The following is a 19,457-nucleotide window of genomic DNA, read 5'->3' as shown; positions in this document are numbered from 1 at the left end:
TTTAAGCAATAAGGCGGTTAATAAAGTTCACCAGATTTACGCCTTGCGATGAAGTCTTTCGATTCCTTGGCAATCACGCCAGACAATAACAGCAATGCAATCAGGTTGGGAACCGCCATCAGACCATTAAAGGTATCGGCAAATAACCAGACCAGATCCAGTGTCGCGATACAGCCGACAAAAACCGATGCAATATAAATAATACGATAGGGTAGAACGAACTTTTCGCCGAGCAAGTAAGTGGCACATTTTTCGCCGTAGTAGCTCCAGCCTAAAATCGTGGAATAAGCAAAGAAAATAATTCCGAAGGTGACCACCCAGCCACCGACACCGGGCAGGAGTTTGTCGAACACGCCAATCGTCAGTACTGCACCGGTCTGATCGCCAAATGAATTACCGGCCATGATGTAGCCCATGACCAGAACAATACCAGTAATCGAACACACAATAATGGTATCAATAAAAGTACCGGTCATAGAGACCAGACCCTGACGGGCAGGATGGTCGGTTTTTGCTGCTGCGGCTGCAATCGGCGCAGAGCCCATGCCGGCTTCATTCGAGAATACCCCACGTGCTACACCATAACGAATCGCCGCACCAATCGCACCGCCTACTGCAGCTTCACCGGTAAAAGCATAGGTGAAGATCATTTTTAGTGCAGGCGCTACCAGTTCTAAATTGTTGAGAATAATGACCAGACCACCAGCCACATAGCCTACCGCCATGATTGGAACAATCACCGAAGATGCCTTGGAAATCGATTTAATCCCGCCCAAAATCACCAGTGCTGAAAAGGCAGTAATGATAATACCGGTCATCCAGGTTTCGATCCCCAAACTGTTTTCAACTGCCAGTGCAACAGTATTGGACTGCACTGAACTGCCGATCCCAAAAGAGGCCAGTGTCCCGAACAAGGCAAAAATCAGCGCCAGCCATTTCCATTTCAGGCCACGTTCGATGTAGTACATCGGACCACCCGACATTTCACCTTTTTCATTTTTAATCCGGTATTTGACTGCAAGGACACCTTCGCCGTATTTAGTCGCCATACCAAACAGTGCAGTCATCCACATCCAGAACACCGCACCCGGACCACCCAGCACACAGGCGGTGGCTACGCCGGCAATATTACCGGTACCAATCGTGGCAGACAGTGCAGTCATCAGTGAAGCGAACTGGGAAATATCACCTGAGTGCTCGGGATGCTTGCCAAAGACCTGTTTGAAGGCCAGTGGCAACATACGGAATTGCCAGAACAATAAGCGGAAAGTGAGGAATATCCCGGTGCCGACAATCAGTACCAGCATATAAGGGCCCCAGACCCAGCCGCTTAAAGTCTCCATTAAACTTTGTAAATTTTGCATAAAATTCTTCTTATTGATCCATGTCTATGTAATTCGAGATATTGATTAAAAAGCAATTATTGTGCCATCGGTATTCATCCTGAATACTTAAAATGGCGGAATTGTGTTCTAGTTTTTACATGGTTTTGCTGCTTTGACAAGAAGTTTCTTGAATCTCGGGCGTCGAAAAAATAAGCGTTAAGCTGGCGCGAGTGAGATATAAGAAAAATAAATGAACTTTACAGTTTAGGCAGAAAATACAAATGATGTGATTTTTCTTTTTGTATTCAGGCTTTTTTACGTTAATTTGTCGCGAGTAAAACTCGAAGTTGAAATCAATAATGTCAGAAAAATATAACAGTTCATCGGCAGAGCACGGTGAGTTACAGCGAAGTTTATCCAATCGGCATCTACAGCTTATTGCCATTGGTGGCGCCATCGGAACCGGCCTGTTTATGGGTTCGGGCAAGACCATCAGTCTCGCAGGCCCTTCTATTCTGGTGATCTATATGATCATCGGTTTTATGGTATTTCTGGTAATGCGTGCACTCGGTGAGTTGTTACTCTCGAATTTGCAATATAAATCATTCATTGATTTTGCCACGGATCTGATCGGGCCTTGGGCCGGATACTTTGTTGGCTGGACCTACTGGCTGTGCTGGATCACTATCGGGATCGCAGATCTATCCGCGATTATTTATTACCTGCAATTCTTCAATAATGGCTTGCCCTTTAGTCCTGAAGAAGGAGTGATGATCAGCGTTGCCGCGATTGTGTTTATCATGGGTTTGAACCTGGTCACGGTCAAACTGTTTGGTGAAATGGAATTCTGGTTTGCTCTGGTCAAGATTATCGCGATTGTGGTGCTGATTGCCGTTGGCCTGTGGATGGTCTTTACCGGGTTTACCTCGGATGCCGGCACAGTTGCGTCATTTAGTCATATCTGGTCACATGGCGGTATCTTCCCGACTGGAGCGATGGGCTTCCTGGCCGGGTTCCAGATTGCGATTTTTGCCTTCGTGGGTGTAGAGCTGGTGGGTACGACCGCAGCTGAAACCAAAGATCCGGAAAAGAACCTGCCGAAAGCAGTGAACTCGATTCCGATCCGTATCATTATTTTCTATGTACTGGCACTTTTGATTGTGATGTCGGTAACGCCATGGAATCAGATTGATCCAAATATCTCGCCCTTTGTGAACCTGTTTAGTCAGGCTGGTATTGCCGCAGCTGCGATCATCATGAACCTGGTGGTGTTGTCCTCGGTGATGTCATCGATGAACAGTGGGGTATTCTCGACCAGTCGTATGCTGTTCGGTCTGTCGCGTGAAGAGCAGGCACCACTTGCCTTTGGTCGCTTAAACCGTCGTGCAGTTCCGGCAAATGCCTTGTATTTCTCTGCGGTATGTTTGTTGCTGGGTGCAGCACTACAGTATTTCGTTCCAGATACCGTCCGCGCTTTCACTTTAGCAACGACTTTATCCACGATTCTGTTTATCTGTGTCTGGATCATCATTATCTGGAGCTATATCGTGTACTACAAAACACGTCCAGAATTGCATGCCAAATCGACCTTTAAGTTGCCGGGCGGTCTGGTGACCTGCTGGATTGTGATCGTATTCTTCCTGAGCATGATCGTGGTGTTGGCGCTGGAAGACGATACCCGTCAAGCACTGATGGTCAGCCCGATCTGGTTTATCCTTCTGGTTGTTGGCTATTTCGGTTTCTATAAACAGAAACATAAATAAACCTTATCAATAAAAACGTCAGCGATCTGCTGGCGTTTTTTTATCGCTAAAGATAATCTCTAGGCTTTAGCGCTTTGGTCATGGTGATCATCGCGTTATACTTCATCGAAACACTATTCAATTAGGTGGTCAGATGCATCAAGTCATTTGCTACATCAGTATCTTGGCGACAAGTCTTGTTCTTGCAGCTTGTGGGCAGTCAGGTGCGTTGCACTTGCCGAATGATCCAGATTACGACAAGCGTGCCAAGTATTTGTTATATAAAAATACCGAAGCTGAATCCAAAGCCTCCGATGAAGAACGAGATGCCTCTGTGCAACAACAGTTTGCTGCGCCTGAAGCATCAGATTCAACGACTACACCTTAACGCTTTCAAAGAAAGGATACCTTCATGAGTTTCACCCGCATTAATGGGGTATTGCACGCTGAGCAATGTTCATTACAACAGCTCGCAGAGCAATTTGGCACACCTCTCTATGTTTATTCCAAAGCCACCTTGGAAAAGCATTTTTTAGATATGGACCGTGCTTTTAACTTTATCGATCATCAAATCTGTTTCGCGGTAAAGTCCAACTCCAATCTTGCGGTATTGAATGTATTGGCCAAACAGGGGGCCGGTTTTGATATTGTGACCGGCGGTGAATTGGCACGTGTACTGAAAGCCGGTGGTGATGCCGCAAAAATTGTATTTTCGGGTCTGGGTAAAACTGAAGCAGATATTAAAAAAGCCTTAGAAGTGGGCATTGCCTGCTTTAATGTGGAATCTCATGCCGAGCTGGATCGTATTCAAAAGGTTGCGGCTGAATTGAATGTTAAAGCGCCGATTTCATTGCGCGTGAATCCGGACGTCGATGCCAAAACCCATCCTTATATTTCAACCGGTCTAAAAGAAAATAAATTCGGTATTCCATCTGATAGCGTATTTGCAACCTATCAATATGCGGCGTCACTGGCCAATCTGGATGTGGTCGGGATTGACTGTCATATCGGTTCACAGCTCACCGAAACCCAGCCTTTTGTTGATGCGCTGGATCGTGTCATTGTCATGATTGACCAGCTCAAAGAAATGGCTATCCACCTCAAACACATCGATATTGGTGGTGGTCTGGGGGTGACTTATAAAGATGAAACCCCGCCATCGGTTGAAGAATATGCCAATGCGCTACGTCCAGCATTAGAAAAATTGGGCCTGAAAGTGTATATGGAGCCGGGGCGTAGTATTTCTGCCAATGCGGGTGTATTGCTGACCAAAGTCGATCTGCTCAAACCGACCAATCATCGTAATTTTGCCATCATTGATGCGGCGATGAACGACCTGATTCGTCCGGCTTTATATGAAGCATGGATGGACATTCAGCCAGTGACGCCGCGTAATGATGCTGAAACTAAAGAATGGGATGTGGTAGGTGCGATCTGTGAAACCGGTGATTTCCTCGGTAAAGAGCGTGAATTGGCAATCAAAGAAAATGATGTACTGGCAGTCTTGGGCGCAGGTGCCTACGGTTTTGTGATGAGCTCAAACTACAACAGTCGCGGCCGTGCGGCTGAAGTGATGGTTGATGCAGATCAGGCACATCTGATTCGTGAACGTGAGACGATTGAATCACTCTGGGAACGTGAGCGTTTATTGCCTTAAGGACTAAATCGAGATGTTATTAGAATTTACCAAGATGCATGGTCTGGGCAATGACTTTATGGTGGTTGATCTGATCAGCCAGCGCGCTTATTTGGATCCGGTCACCATTCAGCGCTTGGCCAATCGTAACTTTGGTATTGGTTTTGATCAGCTGCTGGTGGTTGAACCACCAGACGTACCGAGTGCAGATTTTAAATATCGGATTTTTAATGCCGATGGTTCGGAAGTAGAACAATGTGGCAATGGCGTGCGCTGTTTTGCCAAGTTTGTACATGACCGTCAGCTGACCAGCAAAACCAAAATCAAGGTACAGACGAAGTCTGGTATTGTTGAACCGGAATTGGGTGCCAATGGCTGGGTGCGGGTCAATATGGGCTATCCGAAATTCCTGCCACAGGACATTCCATTTTTGGCCGATGCACCGGAAAGCCTGTATGACATTGAGCTTGCTAGCGGTGAAAAGCTGAGCATTGATGTGGTGAATATGGGTAATCCACATGCGGTGACGATTGTACCGGATGTGATTGCTGCCGATGTGGCACGTATTGGCCCACAAGTTGAAGCGCATGCGCGTTTCCCGGCACGGGTCAATGCTGGCTTTATGCAGATCATTGATGAAAAACATGCGCGTTTGCGTGTGTATGAACGTGGGGTCGGCGAGACTTTGGCCTGTGGTACAGGTGCCTGTGCCGCAGCCATTTCCGGTATGCGCCGTGGTCTGCTGTCGAGCAAGGTTGAAATCGAGCTGGCAGGTGGTAAGTTGCAGATCGAGTGGAAAGAAGGCGATGTGGTCTGGATGACCGGACCAACGGCGACCGTGTATGAAGGGCGTCTGGATTTGCGTTATTTTCAGGGTTAATCGGCATTAAGTTTTAAAAAAGCACCGTGCTCAGAACGGTGCTTTTTTTATGTTAGGATGAAACTGAAATTTAATATGCATGATTATGCCTTCATGAATCAGCTTGTATTTTTACCGGGTGCATCTGGCAGCCAAGGTTTTTGGCAGCCGTTAAGGGCAGCATTAACCGAATATCCAGATCAGCAGGTCATTGCCTATCCAGGATTTGATGGGGTGACGCCAAATGTAGCCATTCAAAACCTGTATGATTTGCAAGAACTAGTAAATAGGCAGATTCAGGATGACTCCATTCTGATTGCCCAGTCGATGGGCGGTGTACTGGCAGTTGGGTTAGCGCTTAAGCATCCGCAAAAAGTCAAAGGGCTGGTATTGTTGGCGACATCAGGCGGTTTAAATTTGAAGAGATTTCACTGTGCCGACTGGCGAACAGATTATCGTGAACAGTTTAAAGCAGTACCGAACTGGTTTGTACAAGATCACACTGAATTTAATCCTGATCAGCTCGCCGGTCTTGAAATTCCCATTTTGCTAATTTGGGCAGATCATGATCCTCTAAGCACCATTCAAGTAGGACAATACTTAGAAAAAATATTTAAACATGCAAAACTGCATATCATCCAAGGCGGAAATCATTTCTTTGCCAACACTCATGCAGATCAGGTGGCAGCACTGATTCAAGATTATCTGGAGCAATTTTAAATGGAGCATGCAGTGACTGTGCCCCCTCAACTTTTGCTCAATATGTGGCTGAAAGAACGTGAAATCCAGAACCAGTCTAAACATACCTTGCAGGCCTATGCTCGTGATGTCTCGGATTTTTTAGAGTTTTGCCAGCGTGAGCAGCTCAATTTAAATGATGTAGAAGCCACAGACCTGCGCCAGTTTCTGGCTGAAAAAGTCGAACAGCATCAGCTGAGTCCCAGCAGTCTTCAGCGCATGCTGTCGTCCATTCGCCAGTTTATGAAATGGGCAGAGCAGGCCCAGCATCTCGCTTTTAATCCGGCTGATGATTTTCAGTTAAAGCGCCAATCGCGTCCTTTGCCGGGCATGGTAGACATTGAAACCGTGAATCAGATCATCGATCAGCCTGCGCCTGAAAATGAAATCCAGCAGCAAATGTGGCTCCGGGACAAAGCGATTCTGGAGTTGCTGTATTCCAGTGGGTTGCGTCTGGCCGAATTACAAAACCTCAGAATCAAAGATATCGACTTTAACCGGCAGTTGTTACGTATTACTGGTAAAGGTAATAAAACCCGGATTGTGCCTTTCGGCTCCAAGGCCAAAGCAAGTGTCATGGCCTGGTTACAGCTTTATCCACGCTGGAATGGCGACTTTGTGCCAGAGGCGAATGTATTTATTACCCAGAAGGGCAATCCACTGGGTGCACGCCAAATTGAAAATCGGGTCAAGTTTCAGGCGCAGCGCGCAGGCGTCAATGTGGATTTACATCCGCATTTGTTACGTCACTGCTTTGCCAGTCATATGCTGTCGAATAGCCGCGACTTACGTGCGGTTCAGGAAATGCTGGGCCACAGTAATTTAAGCACCACCCAGATTTATACTCACGTCGATTTTGATCATCTGGCACAAATTTATGATCAGGCGCATCCGCGTGCACAGCATAAAAAGGATTGATCATGCGCCAAGTGGTAGAAAGTAAGAATCATGAATATATTTTTTTGGCATAAAACTTTCATATTTAAATTTTAAAATGGAATTGAACTGAAAGCTGGCGTTCTGTTGGGCATTTCACTATTGTCTTATTCGTTAAATGCGCCATTTCAGGTATAACAAGAACGAGTAATTAATATTTAAAATGAAGTATGACTGAGCAAAGTCTCAGCATTTGGCGGATGGGAATTGATATGGACACAATAGTGATTGCAGATATAGAACAAAAATATGCACAGTTAAGCGCAGCTCAAAAAGAAATGTTTGCAGGTTATGGTTTGCGACAAATCAAGCATTTTGTGGACATTAGCTTACCGAGTCTTGCAGCGACTTTACCTGAAGGTGCCATCATTCAAGGGATTAATGCCGATGGTAAAGTTCAGGCATTTAATGCAATGACAGGACAATACTATTTATGGATTTCTGATTTACAGTGGCAAGTGTCGAATCGTGCCACCCAAGCGGTCGATTTAAAAGAAGATGCGATTGCGATTTGGATAGTTTTTGAATTATCAGACTATGAATTGGTGGATTTAAGCCATATTCATCGTGATTTTTTAGCACAGGTAACTGCCTAAACTCCCTAGTATCTCGGCTTTACTCAAGAAAAAGGTTGTCTTTAAACAAGGCAACCTGATATTTTTCTTATCGTCAAACTTGCGATCTATCTATCTGCAACATAGCGGGTGCTTTAAGCTGGCTATGATTATTTAGCGCTGGAATTAAAAATACGCCGTCGCCATTCTTAATCCATTCGTTTATAAATCTTCTAAAGGCAATTGGAAACTCTGTTTAATAATCTGACTAGGTAAATCGGTTTTAACACTGGTAATACCATTTTTTTTAGTCAGATGGGTCGACTGGAATTTACGGTAACTTTCCAGATCAGGCACCACAACCTTCAGCATGGCATCACTCTCTCCCAAAATGATATAGCACTCCATCACCTGAGGCAGTTCTTTCATGGCCTCAATAAAGGTGTCAATGGTTTCAGCATCTTGACCGACCAGCCAAATCCGTGAAAACAAAATCAGCTGAAAGCCAATTTTCTGTTGATCGACAATGGTGGTGTAATTCTGAATCACACCCGCATCTTCCAGTAATTTGACCCGCCGCAAACAGGAGGAAGGTGAAAGTCCAATTTCCCGCGCCAGATCATTATTCTGAATACGGCCATTGGCTTGTAAGTGTCGAATGATATTTTTATCAATTCGATCAAGTTTTACTCGCACAGACTTGGTGGATATTTTCATAAATTAGAATAATATTCGAAAAATAAGACTTATTATAAAATAAATTGAAAGCCAATTTTGTAAAAAATCGCAGATACTTGTTTCACTTTCTGGAGTTCGAAAGGAAAAGGAAATGTCTGTATTTGTACTCTTTGCACTGACCGTGCTTCCCCTGATTTTTACGCCTGGACCCGATATGTTATTTATCCTGTCTCAAGTGATGGGTAAAGATGCAAAAGCAGGCATGATGGCGACTGTCGGTGTGTGTTGTGGTTATCTGGTGCATTCGATTCTGGTCGCACTCGGAATTGCCGCGATTATTGTGTCCTTTCCGGTGCTGTTTGAAACGATTCGCTGGCTCGGAATTGCTTATCTGCTGTATCTGGCCTTTGGCCTGTTCAAGTCAGTATTCAGTAAAAATGTGCTGAACATTGAGAAAAAGACATCAGCCAATCCGATTCAAAAAGGTTTTTTTACTGCGTTATTAAACCCGAAAGGCATGCTGATTTATTTTGCGATTTTGCCACAGTTTATTGATAAATCAGCCAATACTGTCAGTCAAGGTTTGATTCTGTCCTTTATTTTTATTGGTCTGATTTTTGTGGTGTATTGCGGATTAAGTATTTTGTTCAGCAAAATCAGCCAGAAAACCCAGATTGATGAACGTAAACAAAAATGGGTAGACGGAAGTTCTGGTGGTTTATTGGCGCTTGCAGCAAGCTGGCTCATCATCAATTAATCCCGATTCAAAAAAGCATACTTTTCACAGTATGCTTTTTTTATGGTTAAAAGCACTTGAAAAAGAGATGACTTTTCCAGCGTATCTATAAGTGAGCGGGTTGCTTATTCAGTCAATTAGTCTTTTTAGTGGGCCAAATCCGTTTCAAAGAAGATTTCTGTCTAAAATGACAAATATGATTGTGGGTTCATCCTGCCAGTTTTGCTGCCAACTACTTTCATTTTATTTTGCGTACAGCTTTTCAATCAGAACTATTGATGTGACTAATCAAATAAAAAAATAATATAAATCAATGCTTAAATTTTAAGTAAATGTTTATACATTTCATTGTAATAAATGGATAACAATTAATTGTGAACGCATCGTTCAGGTAAATTTACGCATTTTTACAGCTCTTTGTTGAATTGTGACTTGACCGAAATGCCGTACACATTGCAAGATAGGGCACCTAAAAAAATTTAAGTGAAGAGTTACACTAACTTTTCTCAACATTTACATTTGCTAAAACAGCCGAGGATTACATGAAGGCTCTTGTTGCTGTAAAACGTGTGGTTGATGCCAACGTTAAAGTTCGTGTTAAACCGGACAACAGTGGTGTTGACTTAACCAACGTTAAAATGTCAATTAACCCATTCTGTGAAATCGCAGTGGAAGAAGCGGTTCGTTTAAAAGAAAAAGGAACTGTTTCAGAAATCATTGTTGTTTCTATTGGTCCTAAAGAAGCGCAAGAACAGATCCGTTCTGCAATGGCGCTTGGTGCTGACCGCGGTATTCTGGTTGAAGCTGATGACAGCCAGCTCGGTGCGCTAGAAATTGCTAAAATTCTGAAAGGTGTTGTTGAAGCTGAACAACCACAATTAATCCTTCTAGGTAAGCAAGCCATTGATGACGACTCTAATCAGGTTGGTCAGATGCTTGGCGCTCTAATGGGTGCGGGCCAAGGTACATTTGCTTCTGAAGTGAAAGTAGATGGCGACAAAGTACAAGTAACACGTGAAGTAGACGGTGGTTTACAAACTGTTGAACTTGCACTTCCAGCCATTATTACCACTGACTTGCGTTTGAACGAGCCACGTTATGCAGCGCTTCCAAACATCATGAAAGCGCGTAAAAAACCGCTTGATAACAAGTCGCCTGCAGATTTTGGTGTAACGACCACAACTAAACTGAAAACAGTAAAAGTTGAATCACCTGCAGAGCGTAAAGCTGGCGTACAAGTGAAGTCTGTAGACGAGCTTGTAGAAAAATTGAAAAACGAAGCGAAAGTGATCTAATACAGAAGGATAAAAATCATGAGTATTTTAGTTATCGCTGAGCACGACAACAAAGCATTAAACGCTGCTACTTTAAACGTTGTTGCTGCGGCGCAAAAAATCGGTGGTGATATCACTGTATTGGTTGCTGGTTCTGGCGCTCAAGCAGTTGCTGATCAAGCAGCGAAAGTTGCGGGTGTAAGCAAAGTCGTACTTGCTGATGATGCCGCTTATGCAAACCAGCTGGCTGAAAACGTAGCGAAACTGGTTGCTGAATTAGGAAAAGGTTATAGCCATATTCTTGCTGCTTCGACTACCACTGGTAAAAACATTTTACCACGTGCAGCTGCGCTTCTTGACGTAAGCATGATCACTGACATCATCGCGGTAGATGGTCCTAAGACTTTCAAACGTCCGATCTATGCAGGCAACGCGATTGCAACTGTAGAGTCAGGCGAAAATGTCGTACTGGCAACTGTTCGTGGTACAGCATTTGATGCTGTTGCTGCTGAAGGCGGTTCTGCCTCTGTAGAAGCTGCGACTGTTGCTGGCGATGCAGGCATTTCTAAGTTTATCAACGAAGAAATCGTAAAGTCTGAGCGTCCTGAATTAACAGCTGCTCGCATCGTGGTGTCTGGTGGTCGTGGTGTGGGTTCTGGTGAGAACTATCACGCGATCCTTGATCCATTGGCGGACAAGCTTGGTGCTGCACAAGGTGCATCACGTGCTGCAGTAGATGCTGGCTTCGTTCCTAACGATATGCAGGTTGGTCAAACCGGTAAAATCGTTGCACCTGACCTGTACATCGCTGTCGGTATTTCTGGTGCAATTCAGCATTTGGCCGGTATGAAAGAATCTAAAGTGATCGTTGCGATCAACAAAGATGAAGAAGCGCCAATCAATGCAGTGGCTGACTACTGGTTAGTTGGTGACTTGAACACTGTTATTCCTGAATTGGTTTCTAAAATCTAATTCCTGAATACAGTTTAAAACGCCTCTTAGTCTCTGTACCAAGAGGCGTTTTTTATTGGAAAATTTTTAAAGATACTCGGCAGTCGAAACTAGAGTATGTGATTTGGATGAAAAGTGATAAAATCCTGCTTTGCTTTTTCTCCTGTTTTGATCATGTCCTTTTCCAGAACCGCTCATATCCTGTTTATTAGTTTCCTGCTGATTGCGCTCTATGTGAGTATTTGTGTGCATACTGCGTTGAATGCACCGCTGTCAGTAACCCAGTATTTATTCAGTGAGTCGGGCGCTTTTGAAGTGCTTAGTCCTTGGCTATGGTACTTGCTGGCCATGCTGTGTCTGCTAAATACTGAAATTAAACTGAATACCCGGATATTTACCGCTGCTGCTGCGATATTGTTGGGCTTCAGGGAAATGGACTTTCATAAGCGACTGTTTGACGACAGCTTTATTAAAACCAATTTCTATCGCAGTGCTGAAATTCCGCTCATGGACAAGCTGCTGGGCTTTATTTTATTGCTCGGCATTATTTTTGTCTTTATGGTACTGGCAAAAAAATTGGTAAACACCATACGCAGCATGAAAGATTCTTTGAATATTGCGCATTTTTTTATCTTCCTGACCATTGCCTGTGGCGGACTGAGCAAGGTTCTGGATCGCACGACGTCAACCCTCAGGGAGGAATTCAATATTCAGCTCATACCACATACCCAGGTCATGATCATGACCATTGAGGAAGGGGTGGAGATGCTATTGCCGATTCTATTGATTGTGGCGGTGCTGACTTATCGCAAGGTACTGAATCAAGCGCATTAAAAGACAGATTAAATCTAAGGAAGATGCCTATTTGTGTGTGCATCTTTTTTTTGCACTGCTGTTTTTATGTATATTTCGGGTGCGAAAAAATATGGATGTGGTGCACTTGTTTTTGACGCTGAAATAACAGGAAAATGACCACTAAAATGAAGATAATTAACAAGGTTAAGCTGAATATTTCGACACAAAAATACAAGTGTTTATGCTATAATTTAGGGCTGTATTTTAGTTTTTAACTCAGTCGTTTGAGTTAATGATTTTGCTAGTTTTACGACATATAAATACAAGCCAAAACTGGCTTGTAGAATAAGGAGTATGCATGAGCGTATCGGAAATTAGACCGATTGCCATTGAGGATGAACTTAAAAGCTCATATCTCGATTATGCGATGAGCGTGATTGTGTCACGTGCATTGCCCGATGTACGAGATGGTTTAAAACCTGTTCATCGTCGTGTGCTTTTCGCAATGCACGAATTAGGCAATGACTATAACAAAGCTTATAAAAAGTCTGCACGTGTAGTCGGTGACGTGATCGGTAAATATCACCCGCATGGTGATTATGCCGTATACGAAACCATTGTACGTATGGCGCAAGATTTCAGCTTGCGTTACCAATTGGTCGATGGTCAGGGTAACTTTGGTTCGGTCGATGGCGACAGCGCAGCAGCGATGCGTTATACCGAAGTGCGTATGCGTAAACTGACCCACGAACTCTTGGCGGATCTTGAAAAAGATACCGTCGAGTGGGAAGACAACTACGATGGCTCTGAGCGTATTCCTCAGGTGATGCCCACCCGTGTACCGAACTTACTGGTTAATGGTGTAACCGGTATTGCGGTGGGTATGGCGACCAATATGGCGCCGCATAACATGACTGAAGTTGTGAATGCGTGTCTGGCCTATGCCAATGATCCCCAGATCAGCATCGAAGGGTTGATGGAACACATTTCTGGTCCGGACTTCCCGACAGGTGGTATTATTTACGGTAAATCGGGCATCGTGGATGCCTACCGTACCGGTAAAGGCCGTTTACACATCCGTGGCAAGTATCACTTCGAAGAAGATCCAAAGAATGGCCGTACCACGATCGTGTTTACGGAAATTCCATATCAGGTCAATAAAGCAAAAACCATTGAGCGTATTGCTGAACTGGTTAAAGAGAAAAAACTGGAAGGTATTTCCGAGCTGCGTGACGAGTCGGACAAAGACGGTATGCGTATCGCGATTGACTTGAAACGTGGCGAAAACGCCGAAGTAATCGTGAACAACCTGTTCCAGAACACGCAACTTGAAAACTCTTTCAGCATCAACATGGTCTGCCTGGATAATGGCCAGCCTAAACTGATGAACCTGAAAGATATTATTGCAGCGTTTATCCGTCACCGTCAGGAAGTGGTAACGCGCCGTACCATGTTCGAATTACGCAAAGCGCGTGAACGTGGTCATATCTTGGAAGGTTTAACCGTTGCTCTGGCGAATATTGATGCCATCATCGAAACTATCAAGAGTTCTGCAAACCCGGCTGAAGCACGTGAGCGTTTGCAGGCAGGTGAGTGGACAGGTGGCGGTGTATTGGCATTGCTAGAAAAAGCTGGCTCAGTTTCTGTACGTCCGGATGAGATTGAAGGTGAAGACCCAAGTCGTCCGTTTGGTCTGGATGGCGATATTTATCGTCTGTCACCCACCCAAGTCAATGCGATTATGGAACTGCGTCTGCATCGTTTAACCGGTCTTGAACAAGACAAGTTACATGCTGAATATAGTGAAATTCTGGCGCAAATTGCTGAACTGACTGCAATTTTAAATGACTTTAATCTGTTGATGAATGTGATTCGCGAAGAGCTTGCGTTAATTCTGCAGCAATATGGCGATGCACGTAAAACGTCGATTGTTGAATCACGTATCGATTTCTCTCGTGAAGATCTGATTCCTGAAGAGCAAATGGTGCTGACGGTTTCAAAAACAGGCTATGCGAAAACTCAACCATTGTCTGATTACGCCGCACAGCGTCGTGGTGGCCGTGGCAAGTCTGCGACCAGCATGAAAGAAGACGATTACATTCAACATCTGATTGTGACGTCAAGTCATGCGACGGTACTTTGCTTTACCAACGTTGGTAAAGTCTATCGTCTGAAAGTGTATGAAGTGCCACAAGCATCACGTGGTGCCAAAGGTCGCCCAATGGTGAACTTGTTGCCATTAGACGAAAACGAGACCATTACCGCAATTTTACCGGTGATTGATGCACCGAAGAAATTCAAAGAACGTCTGGCGGACTTCAAAGCCTTCGTAAAAGCCAATGCTGCACAACTGCAAAGCAATGAAGTGATTAATGGTCACTTTACGGCACTTGAAGCGGCACTTGCTGAATCTGAAGAGGGTGCGGATGATATTTCTGATGCACTTCGTGTTCAATTGAAAGAGCTAGGTTTAGAACTTTCAACGACCGATCTTGATGATGACATCATCAATGATTTTGCACAGCAGGCTGAAGCGGTTCGTAAAAACTTCTATGTGTTTATGGCGACTGAATACGGTACGATTAAACGTGTAGAACTTGAACAGTTCTCGAATGTGCGTTCAAACGGTTTACGTGCGATTGAACTGAATGGCGATGACACTTTAATTGGTGTTGCGATTACTGACGGCGAACAGCAAATCATGTTGTTCTCGAACGAAGGTAAAGCCATTCGCTTTGCAGAAACTGATGTACGTTCAATGGGTCGTTCAGCCAAAGGTGTGCGCGGTATGCGCGTGACCATCGGTGCAGCAGCCTTGCTGGAAGAAAGCGAAGAAACTGAGATCGAGTCTGATGATGAAGATGCTGCAGATTCAGCATTGATCAGCCGGATTGTATCTTTAGTTGTTGTCCCTGAAACTGGCGAAGTATTGTGTGCTTCTGAAAATGGTTATGGTAAACGTACCCCGGTGGATGACTTCCCGACCAAGAAACGTGGCGGTAAGGGTGTGATTGCACTCAAGACCTCAGAACGTAATGGTCAGTTGGTCGGTGCAGTAGCGATTGATGCATCTAAAGAGCTGATGTTAATTTCCGATGGCGGTACTTTGGTTCGTACCCGTGCCTCTGAAGTGGCTCAAACCGGTCGTAATGCACAAGGTGTTCGTCTGATCCGTCTCGGTAATGAAGAGTTACTGGTTGGTGTGGTTTCAGTTGAAGCTGTTGAAGAAGATGAGTTTGTTGAAGCGATTGAAGGTGAAGAATCTTTAGTAGCAGAAACAGATGTAGCAACTGAAACAGATGCAGTAGCTGAACATGTTGAAAAAGATGGTGAAAACTCAGTAGAAGAATAAGTGTTCTATTGATAAAAAGGGCGCTTCGGCGTCCTTTTTTATAAATCTTGACTGAATGAAGGTAAGCGATGAAAACCCAATCAATGTTGTTAGTGGCAGCAGTTGCATTAAGTGGCTGTAACTCAATGGACAATATCCCAAACCCAAGTCCTGAGCAGGAACAGGCAGCACAGCTGGCCTATGAGGATTTGCGTGATGGGAAGTATGACGAGTTTCTGGATCAGCTAGAGCCGCAATTGCAAACACAGTTTAAGGACAACGAAAAGCTGATGAAACGCTTTTCACGTTCAATTCCGAAAGGTGAGTACAAGTCTAAAACTTTAATGACCAAGCAGATTGAAGAAGCAACCAACCAGCCTGGCCAATATAAGATCAGCTATGAAATTGCCTATCCAAATAATCTGGTGCAGTATGATGTCAGTTTCGACCAGCCGAATGGTAGCAACAAGATTCGTAATTTTAATATTCAGGTCTTTGGCGAATCTTAATCCATAAGTTGATGGCAGCATAAATCCAATGCTTTATCTGCTTTGACTCACTTGAATCAAACGTCGATAAGCCAAGAAAAAACATAAACTGCCTATCAGCCCCAGATATATCAGTTTAGGCAAAATCAGTGCGGTCGGTACACCCATCTGATTCAGTTGAATAAACATCTGCACCATTTGGGTAGAAGGCAGTATCTCAGCGATCACTTGCATCCAGATGGGCATAGCTGCATGTGGCCAGGCAGCACCGGATAAAAAAAATAGAGGGATAGAAGTAAAAACAATTACATGTCCAGCGCGTTCCGGCATATCCAGAAAACTGGCAAATAGACAGGTGATTCCAATCACAGTATAAACGAAAACCGGCACAGCCAGCAGCATGCCGAATAGGTTACCCCCTCGCGGATAATCAAATAACCAAAAGGTAAATCCAAATAAATAAAAACAACCCAGACAGCCAATGCTCAATATCGCTAAACATAGCCCAATCAACGCATTTGAGTTTAACTGCACTTTTCTTTCGCGGTACATCAGAATCAGCATATTCAAACCTAAAAAAATGGTCTGATGAATGATGAGAGGGGCGACCGCAGGAAAGACATAACTGCCATAGCCGGAGAGCGGATTAAACAATGGAATCTGATGCACTGATAGGGCAGGAGAAAAATCTGAAACCTGGCCAAAACGTTCAGCATAGTCTGCCAAGGTCTGCTCAAGAGAGGTCGCTAAACCGATCCCCATCTGTTTGGTGACTAAAAAATTGGCAGCACTTAAGTACAGTCCTATTCCACCCGTTTCACCATGCCTTAACGTTTGCGATAAATTGTCCGGTAGCAGCAAAATCCCATCCGCTTGTTGCGATTCAACCCATGTTTTGGCTTCGGCGAAATTGCTGGTAATCGCCTTGATTTCAACATTCGGGCTTTGATGGACTTGGCCAATAATCCGCGCGCTCAAGTGACTTTGTTCTGCATCAACAATAATAATTGGTAAGGCTTCGGCTTGCTGTGCCTGATAAGCAAAGGGATAAAAGAAGCTATAAAACAAGACCGATAAAATCAGTGTGGTAAAGATAGCGCCGTGGCTGACAATATCTTTAAAGCTGCGCAGATAATAAAACCAAAGGGATTTCATCAGGCTGCTCCTTTGGCTATTTTCTTGAGAAAAATATAGGCTAGCAGTGCGTACACCACCACATAGGCCAGCAAGATCCATATAGCTTGCAGTGAAATCTGCACTGGACTGCCAATCATCCATTGTTCAGTTTGTAATTTGGCATAAGGAGTAAAGGGGATAATATTGGCCCAAAACTGGGTGAATAGGGGTGCATTATTTAAGGGTAAAGTCACCCCGGCAAAGCTCAATGATGACCCACCATATACAGCAATCAAGCCGAAAGATTTACTTAAATCTTGGGTGGCCAGCACCACCGCAGCGCTTAAAAATGCATAGGCGCTATACAGCAGCAATTGTGCCAATAAAATCAGACCAAGCGAACCGGCAACAAACCAGCCGCGAATTTCAATCATCCAAAACATCCACGCCCAAGTCCATAGACTAAAAATAGCCACATAGACCAGATTTTTAGACACTAAAGCCATCCAAATGGATGGATGACTGATCCACTCTGATACAGTCTGCCGCTTCAGTTCCTGACCGACGGAAAATGCCACACAACAACACAGCAGTAAATGCAGAACTGCGAGAATGACATAAGGTTCTAGATATAACTCATAATTCAATTGCGGATTATACAAAGGTGAGATTTTGATCTGTGGTGTCGGTGCTTGGATATAGGGCAGTCGATTCACCAGATAGTACTGTTCGGTAAACCCAGCCAGGGCTTGTAAGGTACTCACCAGCATGGCTGAAGAAATTGTATTGCCGATACTGAAATAACTCTGGTTAAAGGCAATGCTAATTTCTGCATCCTGAGCACGAACAAAACGTTGTTCGGCACCATTTGGAATATGGATATAACCCCAAATTTTATTTTCATTCAGTAGGTGTTCAACTTCAGCGACTTGCTGGGATACCGTTTCAATTTTAAGGGTATGATTGAGCGAGACATGTCGATAGATGCTTCGGCTGAGCGCACTTCGGTCTTGATCAATAATGGCAATGGGTAAATGAGTAGGCTTGCCCTGCGCAAACATGCTGCTGAATAAAATAATTACCAGAGCAGGTGCCAGTGTAACCAGGCACAGATCCCATTTTTCTCGGAGCAAATAGCGTAGTTCGCGCCATATACCCAGCCACATTAGGGTGTCTCTTTAAGTTTAAATAATACGCTCATACCGACTTTCAGTTCAGGCATGGTTTGTGTCGGTAGCAAATGCAGTTTAAAACTTCTCACATCATAGCCGCCGGTTTGGCGGGTGGTTTTAATGGTGGCAAACTCACCTTCAGCGCTAATACTTTTGATCTGAAAACTGGCTGTTTGATCCAAGGCTGGAATATAACCTTGAATGCTTTCTAATTTTTGAAATGGAGCATACTGGTCTTCGCGAATATTCAGGCTTACCCACATCTTCTCTTCAATCAGGCTGACCACGGGCACTGCAGTTGCGACCAGCTCAGATATTTTGCCATAAGTTTTAGACACCGTTCCATTGACGGGGGCCAGCAATTCGGTTTCTGCTTCTAGCGCATTGGCTTCGTTTAGAGCAGCCTGGGCAATGTCTACTTGTGCATCGGCTGAACTCTTTTGCTGCGGGGTGCTGCCACGCTTGGCACGTGCATATTGCTGATAGGCGGCCTCAGTCATTTCTAGCGCAGATTGACTGGCTGCATACAGTTCATCACGGCGCTGACGTGAAATCACACCTTCCTTAAATAGATTTTCCCCACGCTGATAAGATACTGTGGCGAGATTTTGCTGTGCTTTTAGCGATTGCCAGTTGGCATACAGACTCGCGACATTTTCTTCCTGCGAGCCACGTTCAGCTGTGGACTGTAAGGCCAAAGCCGATTGTAAGGCTGCTGTAGCTTGCTGTTTTTTGGCTGCAATTTCCGGGCTATTTAAGCGAACCAGAACATCGCCTTTTTTAACTCGCTGACCTTCTTCCACATAGATTTCTTCAATCCGGCTTGGCACTTTGGTGGCCACCTGAATCGTTTCAGCCTCGACACGACCTTGCAATTCAATCGGCGTCGGTTGATAGCTTTTCCATAATCCAAAAATAATCACGGCCAGCAGAATAGGAAGCAACGCCAGCAGTAGATATTTTTTCTTTTTGGAGATTTCAGGAGGCTGCTCATCGGTCGAGGTCGTCGCGTGATTTTCCTCTAACGTTGCTGATTGGGTCTGTGGAGCGGGAGAGCTTTCTGTTTCGGTAGATGAAACCGCTTCATTCACAGGATCATTGGGTTTTTGATCATCGTTCATGTTCG

The 19,457-nt window shown here is 44.4% G+C and carries 18 protein-coding genes; 13 read left to right on the top strand and 5 right to left on the bottom strand.

All coding sequences use genetic code 11. The annotated features are described in order from the left end of the window. Window positions 1-17 precede the first annotated feature (17 nt). Window positions 18-1,364 carry a sodium:alanine symporter family protein gene (locus FTU44_RS08335; protein ID WP_005097666.1) on the bottom strand — a complete coding sequence of 449 codons (1,347 nt, stop codon included), beginning with the start codon at window positions 1,362-1,364 and terminating at the stop codon, window positions 18-20. 320 nt (window positions 1,365-1,684) lie between these two features. Here FTU44_RS08335 and FTU44_RS08330 point away from each other — a divergent pair, with 320 nt between their 5' ends. From FTU44_RS08330 to FTU44_RS08300, 7 genes are all read left to right on the top strand, one after another. Next, the gene (locus tag FTU44_RS08330; RefSeq protein ID WP_180050116.1) at window positions 1,685-3,088 is read left to right on the top strand and encodes an amino acid permease; all 1,404 of its coding nucleotides are present in this window, start codon (window positions 1,685-1,687) and stop codon (window positions 3,086-3,088) included. 133 nt (window positions 3,089-3,221) lie between these two features. Then, window positions 3,222-3,455, top strand: coding sequence for a lipoprotein (locus FTU44_RS08325; RefSeq protein WP_180050113.1), 234 nt, complete (start codon window positions 3,222-3,224; stop codon window positions 3,453-3,455). Between the two features lie 24 nt (window positions 3,456-3,479). Beyond that, on the top strand, window positions 3,480-4,724 hold the full coding sequence (lysA, locus tag FTU44_RS08320) for a diaminopimelate decarboxylase (protein WP_180050110.1): 1,245 nt from the start codon (window positions 3,480-3,482) through the stop codon (window positions 4,722-4,724). Between the two features lie 13 nt (window positions 4,725-4,737). Beyond that, window positions 4,738-5,583 carry a diaminopimelate epimerase gene (dapF, locus tag FTU44_RS08315; RefSeq protein WP_100534855.1) on the top strand — a complete coding sequence of 282 codons (846 nt, stop codon included), beginning with the start codon at window positions 4,738-4,740 and terminating at the stop codon, window positions 5,581-5,583. A 93-nt stretch (window positions 5,584-5,676) separates the two neighbouring features. Further along, window positions 5,677-6,282 (top strand): alpha/beta fold hydrolase, encoded by a 606-nt coding sequence (locus tag FTU44_RS08310; protein ID WP_227523632.1) that lies wholly within the window; start codon window positions 5,677-5,679, stop codon window positions 6,280-6,282. Beyond that, window positions 6,283-7,218: a site-specific tyrosine recombinase/integron integrase gene (xerA, locus tag FTU44_RS08305; RefSeq protein ID WP_005097658.1), complete on the top strand. Its 936-nt coding sequence runs from the start codon at window positions 6,283-6,285 to the stop codon at window positions 7,216-7,218. It begins immediately after the preceding gene. 230 nt (window positions 7,219-7,448) lie between these two features. After that, window positions 7,449-7,832, top strand: a complete 384-nt coding sequence (locus FTU44_RS08300; RefSeq protein ID WP_180050107.1) for a hypothetical protein — start codon at window positions 7,449-7,451, stop codon at window positions 7,830-7,832. 180 nt (window positions 7,833-8,012) lie between these two features. Here FTU44_RS08300 and FTU44_RS08295 read toward each other — a convergent pair whose 3' ends face one another. Further along, window positions 8,013-8,507 (bottom strand): Lrp/AsnC family transcriptional regulator, encoded by a 495-nt coding sequence (locus FTU44_RS08295; protein WP_004645712.1) that lies wholly within the window; start codon window positions 8,505-8,507, stop codon window positions 8,013-8,015. A gap of 112 nt (window positions 8,508-8,619) precedes the next feature. Between FTU44_RS08295 and FTU44_RS08290 the strand changes: the two genes are divergently transcribed. The 6 genes from FTU44_RS08290 to FTU44_RS08265 all read left to right on the top strand — a co-directional run bounded on the left by FTU44_RS08290 (window position 8,620) and on the right by FTU44_RS08265 (window position 16,064). Continuing rightward, a complete protein-coding gene (locus tag FTU44_RS08290) occupies window positions 8,620-9,225 on the top strand; it encodes a LysE family translocator (RefSeq protein WP_180050104.1) in 606 nt (201 codons plus the stop codon). Between the two features lie 521 nt (window positions 9,226-9,746). Then, a complete protein-coding gene (locus FTU44_RS08285; RefSeq protein ID WP_005097655.1) occupies window positions 9,747-10,499 on the top strand; it encodes an electron transfer flavoprotein subunit beta/FixA family protein in 753 nt (250 codons plus the stop codon). Between the two features lie 18 nt (window positions 10,500-10,517). Continuing rightward, window positions 10,518-11,450, top strand: coding sequence for an FAD-binding protein (locus tag FTU44_RS08280; protein ID WP_074383378.1), 933 nt, complete (start codon window positions 10,518-10,520; stop codon window positions 11,448-11,450). Window positions 11,451-11,603: 153 nt separating this feature from the next. Further along, window positions 11,604-12,263 carry a hypothetical protein gene (locus tag FTU44_RS08275; RefSeq protein ID WP_100355612.1) on the top strand — a complete coding sequence of 220 codons (660 nt, stop codon included), beginning with the start codon at window positions 11,604-11,606 and terminating at the stop codon, window positions 12,261-12,263. Between the two features lie 319 nt (window positions 12,264-12,582). Beyond that, the gene (gene gyrA / locus FTU44_RS08270; RefSeq protein ID WP_180050101.1) at window positions 12,583-15,576 is read left to right on the top strand and encodes a DNA gyrase subunit A; all 2,994 of its coding nucleotides are present in this window, start codon (window positions 12,583-12,585) and stop codon (window positions 15,574-15,576) included. A 68-nt stretch (window positions 15,577-15,644) separates the two neighbouring features. Continuing rightward, a complete protein-coding gene (locus tag FTU44_RS08265; protein ID WP_180050098.1) occupies window positions 15,645-16,064 on the top strand; it encodes a DUF3887 domain-containing protein in 420 nt (139 codons plus the stop codon). Between the two features lie 33 nt (window positions 16,065-16,097). Here FTU44_RS08265 and FTU44_RS08260 read toward each other — a convergent pair whose 3' ends face one another. The 3 genes from FTU44_RS08260 to FTU44_RS08250 are packed head-to-tail and all read right to left on the bottom strand — an operon-like array spanning window position 16,098 to window position 19,452. Continuing rightward, on the bottom strand, window positions 16,098-17,198 hold the full coding sequence (locus FTU44_RS08260; RefSeq protein ID WP_180050095.1) for an ABC transporter permease: 1,101 nt from the start codon (window positions 17,196-17,198) through the stop codon (window positions 16,098-16,100). Beyond that, window positions 17,198-18,325, bottom strand: a complete 1,128-nt coding sequence (locus FTU44_RS08255) for an ABC transporter permease (RefSeq protein ID WP_159138221.1) — start codon at window positions 18,323-18,325, stop codon at window positions 17,198-17,200. The genes FTU44_RS08260 and FTU44_RS08255 overlap by 1 nt, the downstream gene beginning before the upstream one ends. Further along, window positions 18,325-19,452 carry an HlyD family secretion protein gene (locus tag FTU44_RS08250; protein WP_005170000.1) on the bottom strand — a complete coding sequence of 376 codons (1,128 nt, stop codon included), beginning with the start codon at window positions 19,450-19,452 and terminating at the stop codon, window positions 18,325-18,327. Before FTU44_RS08250 ends, FTU44_RS08255 begins: the two co-directional genes overlap by 1 nt. Window positions 19,453-19,457: the final 5 nt, after the last annotated feature.

It is taken from the genome of Acinetobacter sp. YH12105, from assembly GCF_013419095.1.
In the GTDB taxonomy this organism is placed as follows: domain Bacteria; phylum Pseudomonadota; class Gammaproteobacteria; order Pseudomonadales; family Moraxellaceae; genus Acinetobacter; species Acinetobacter pseudolwoffii.
This window is presented reverse-complemented; position numbering and strand designations above follow the sequence as displayed.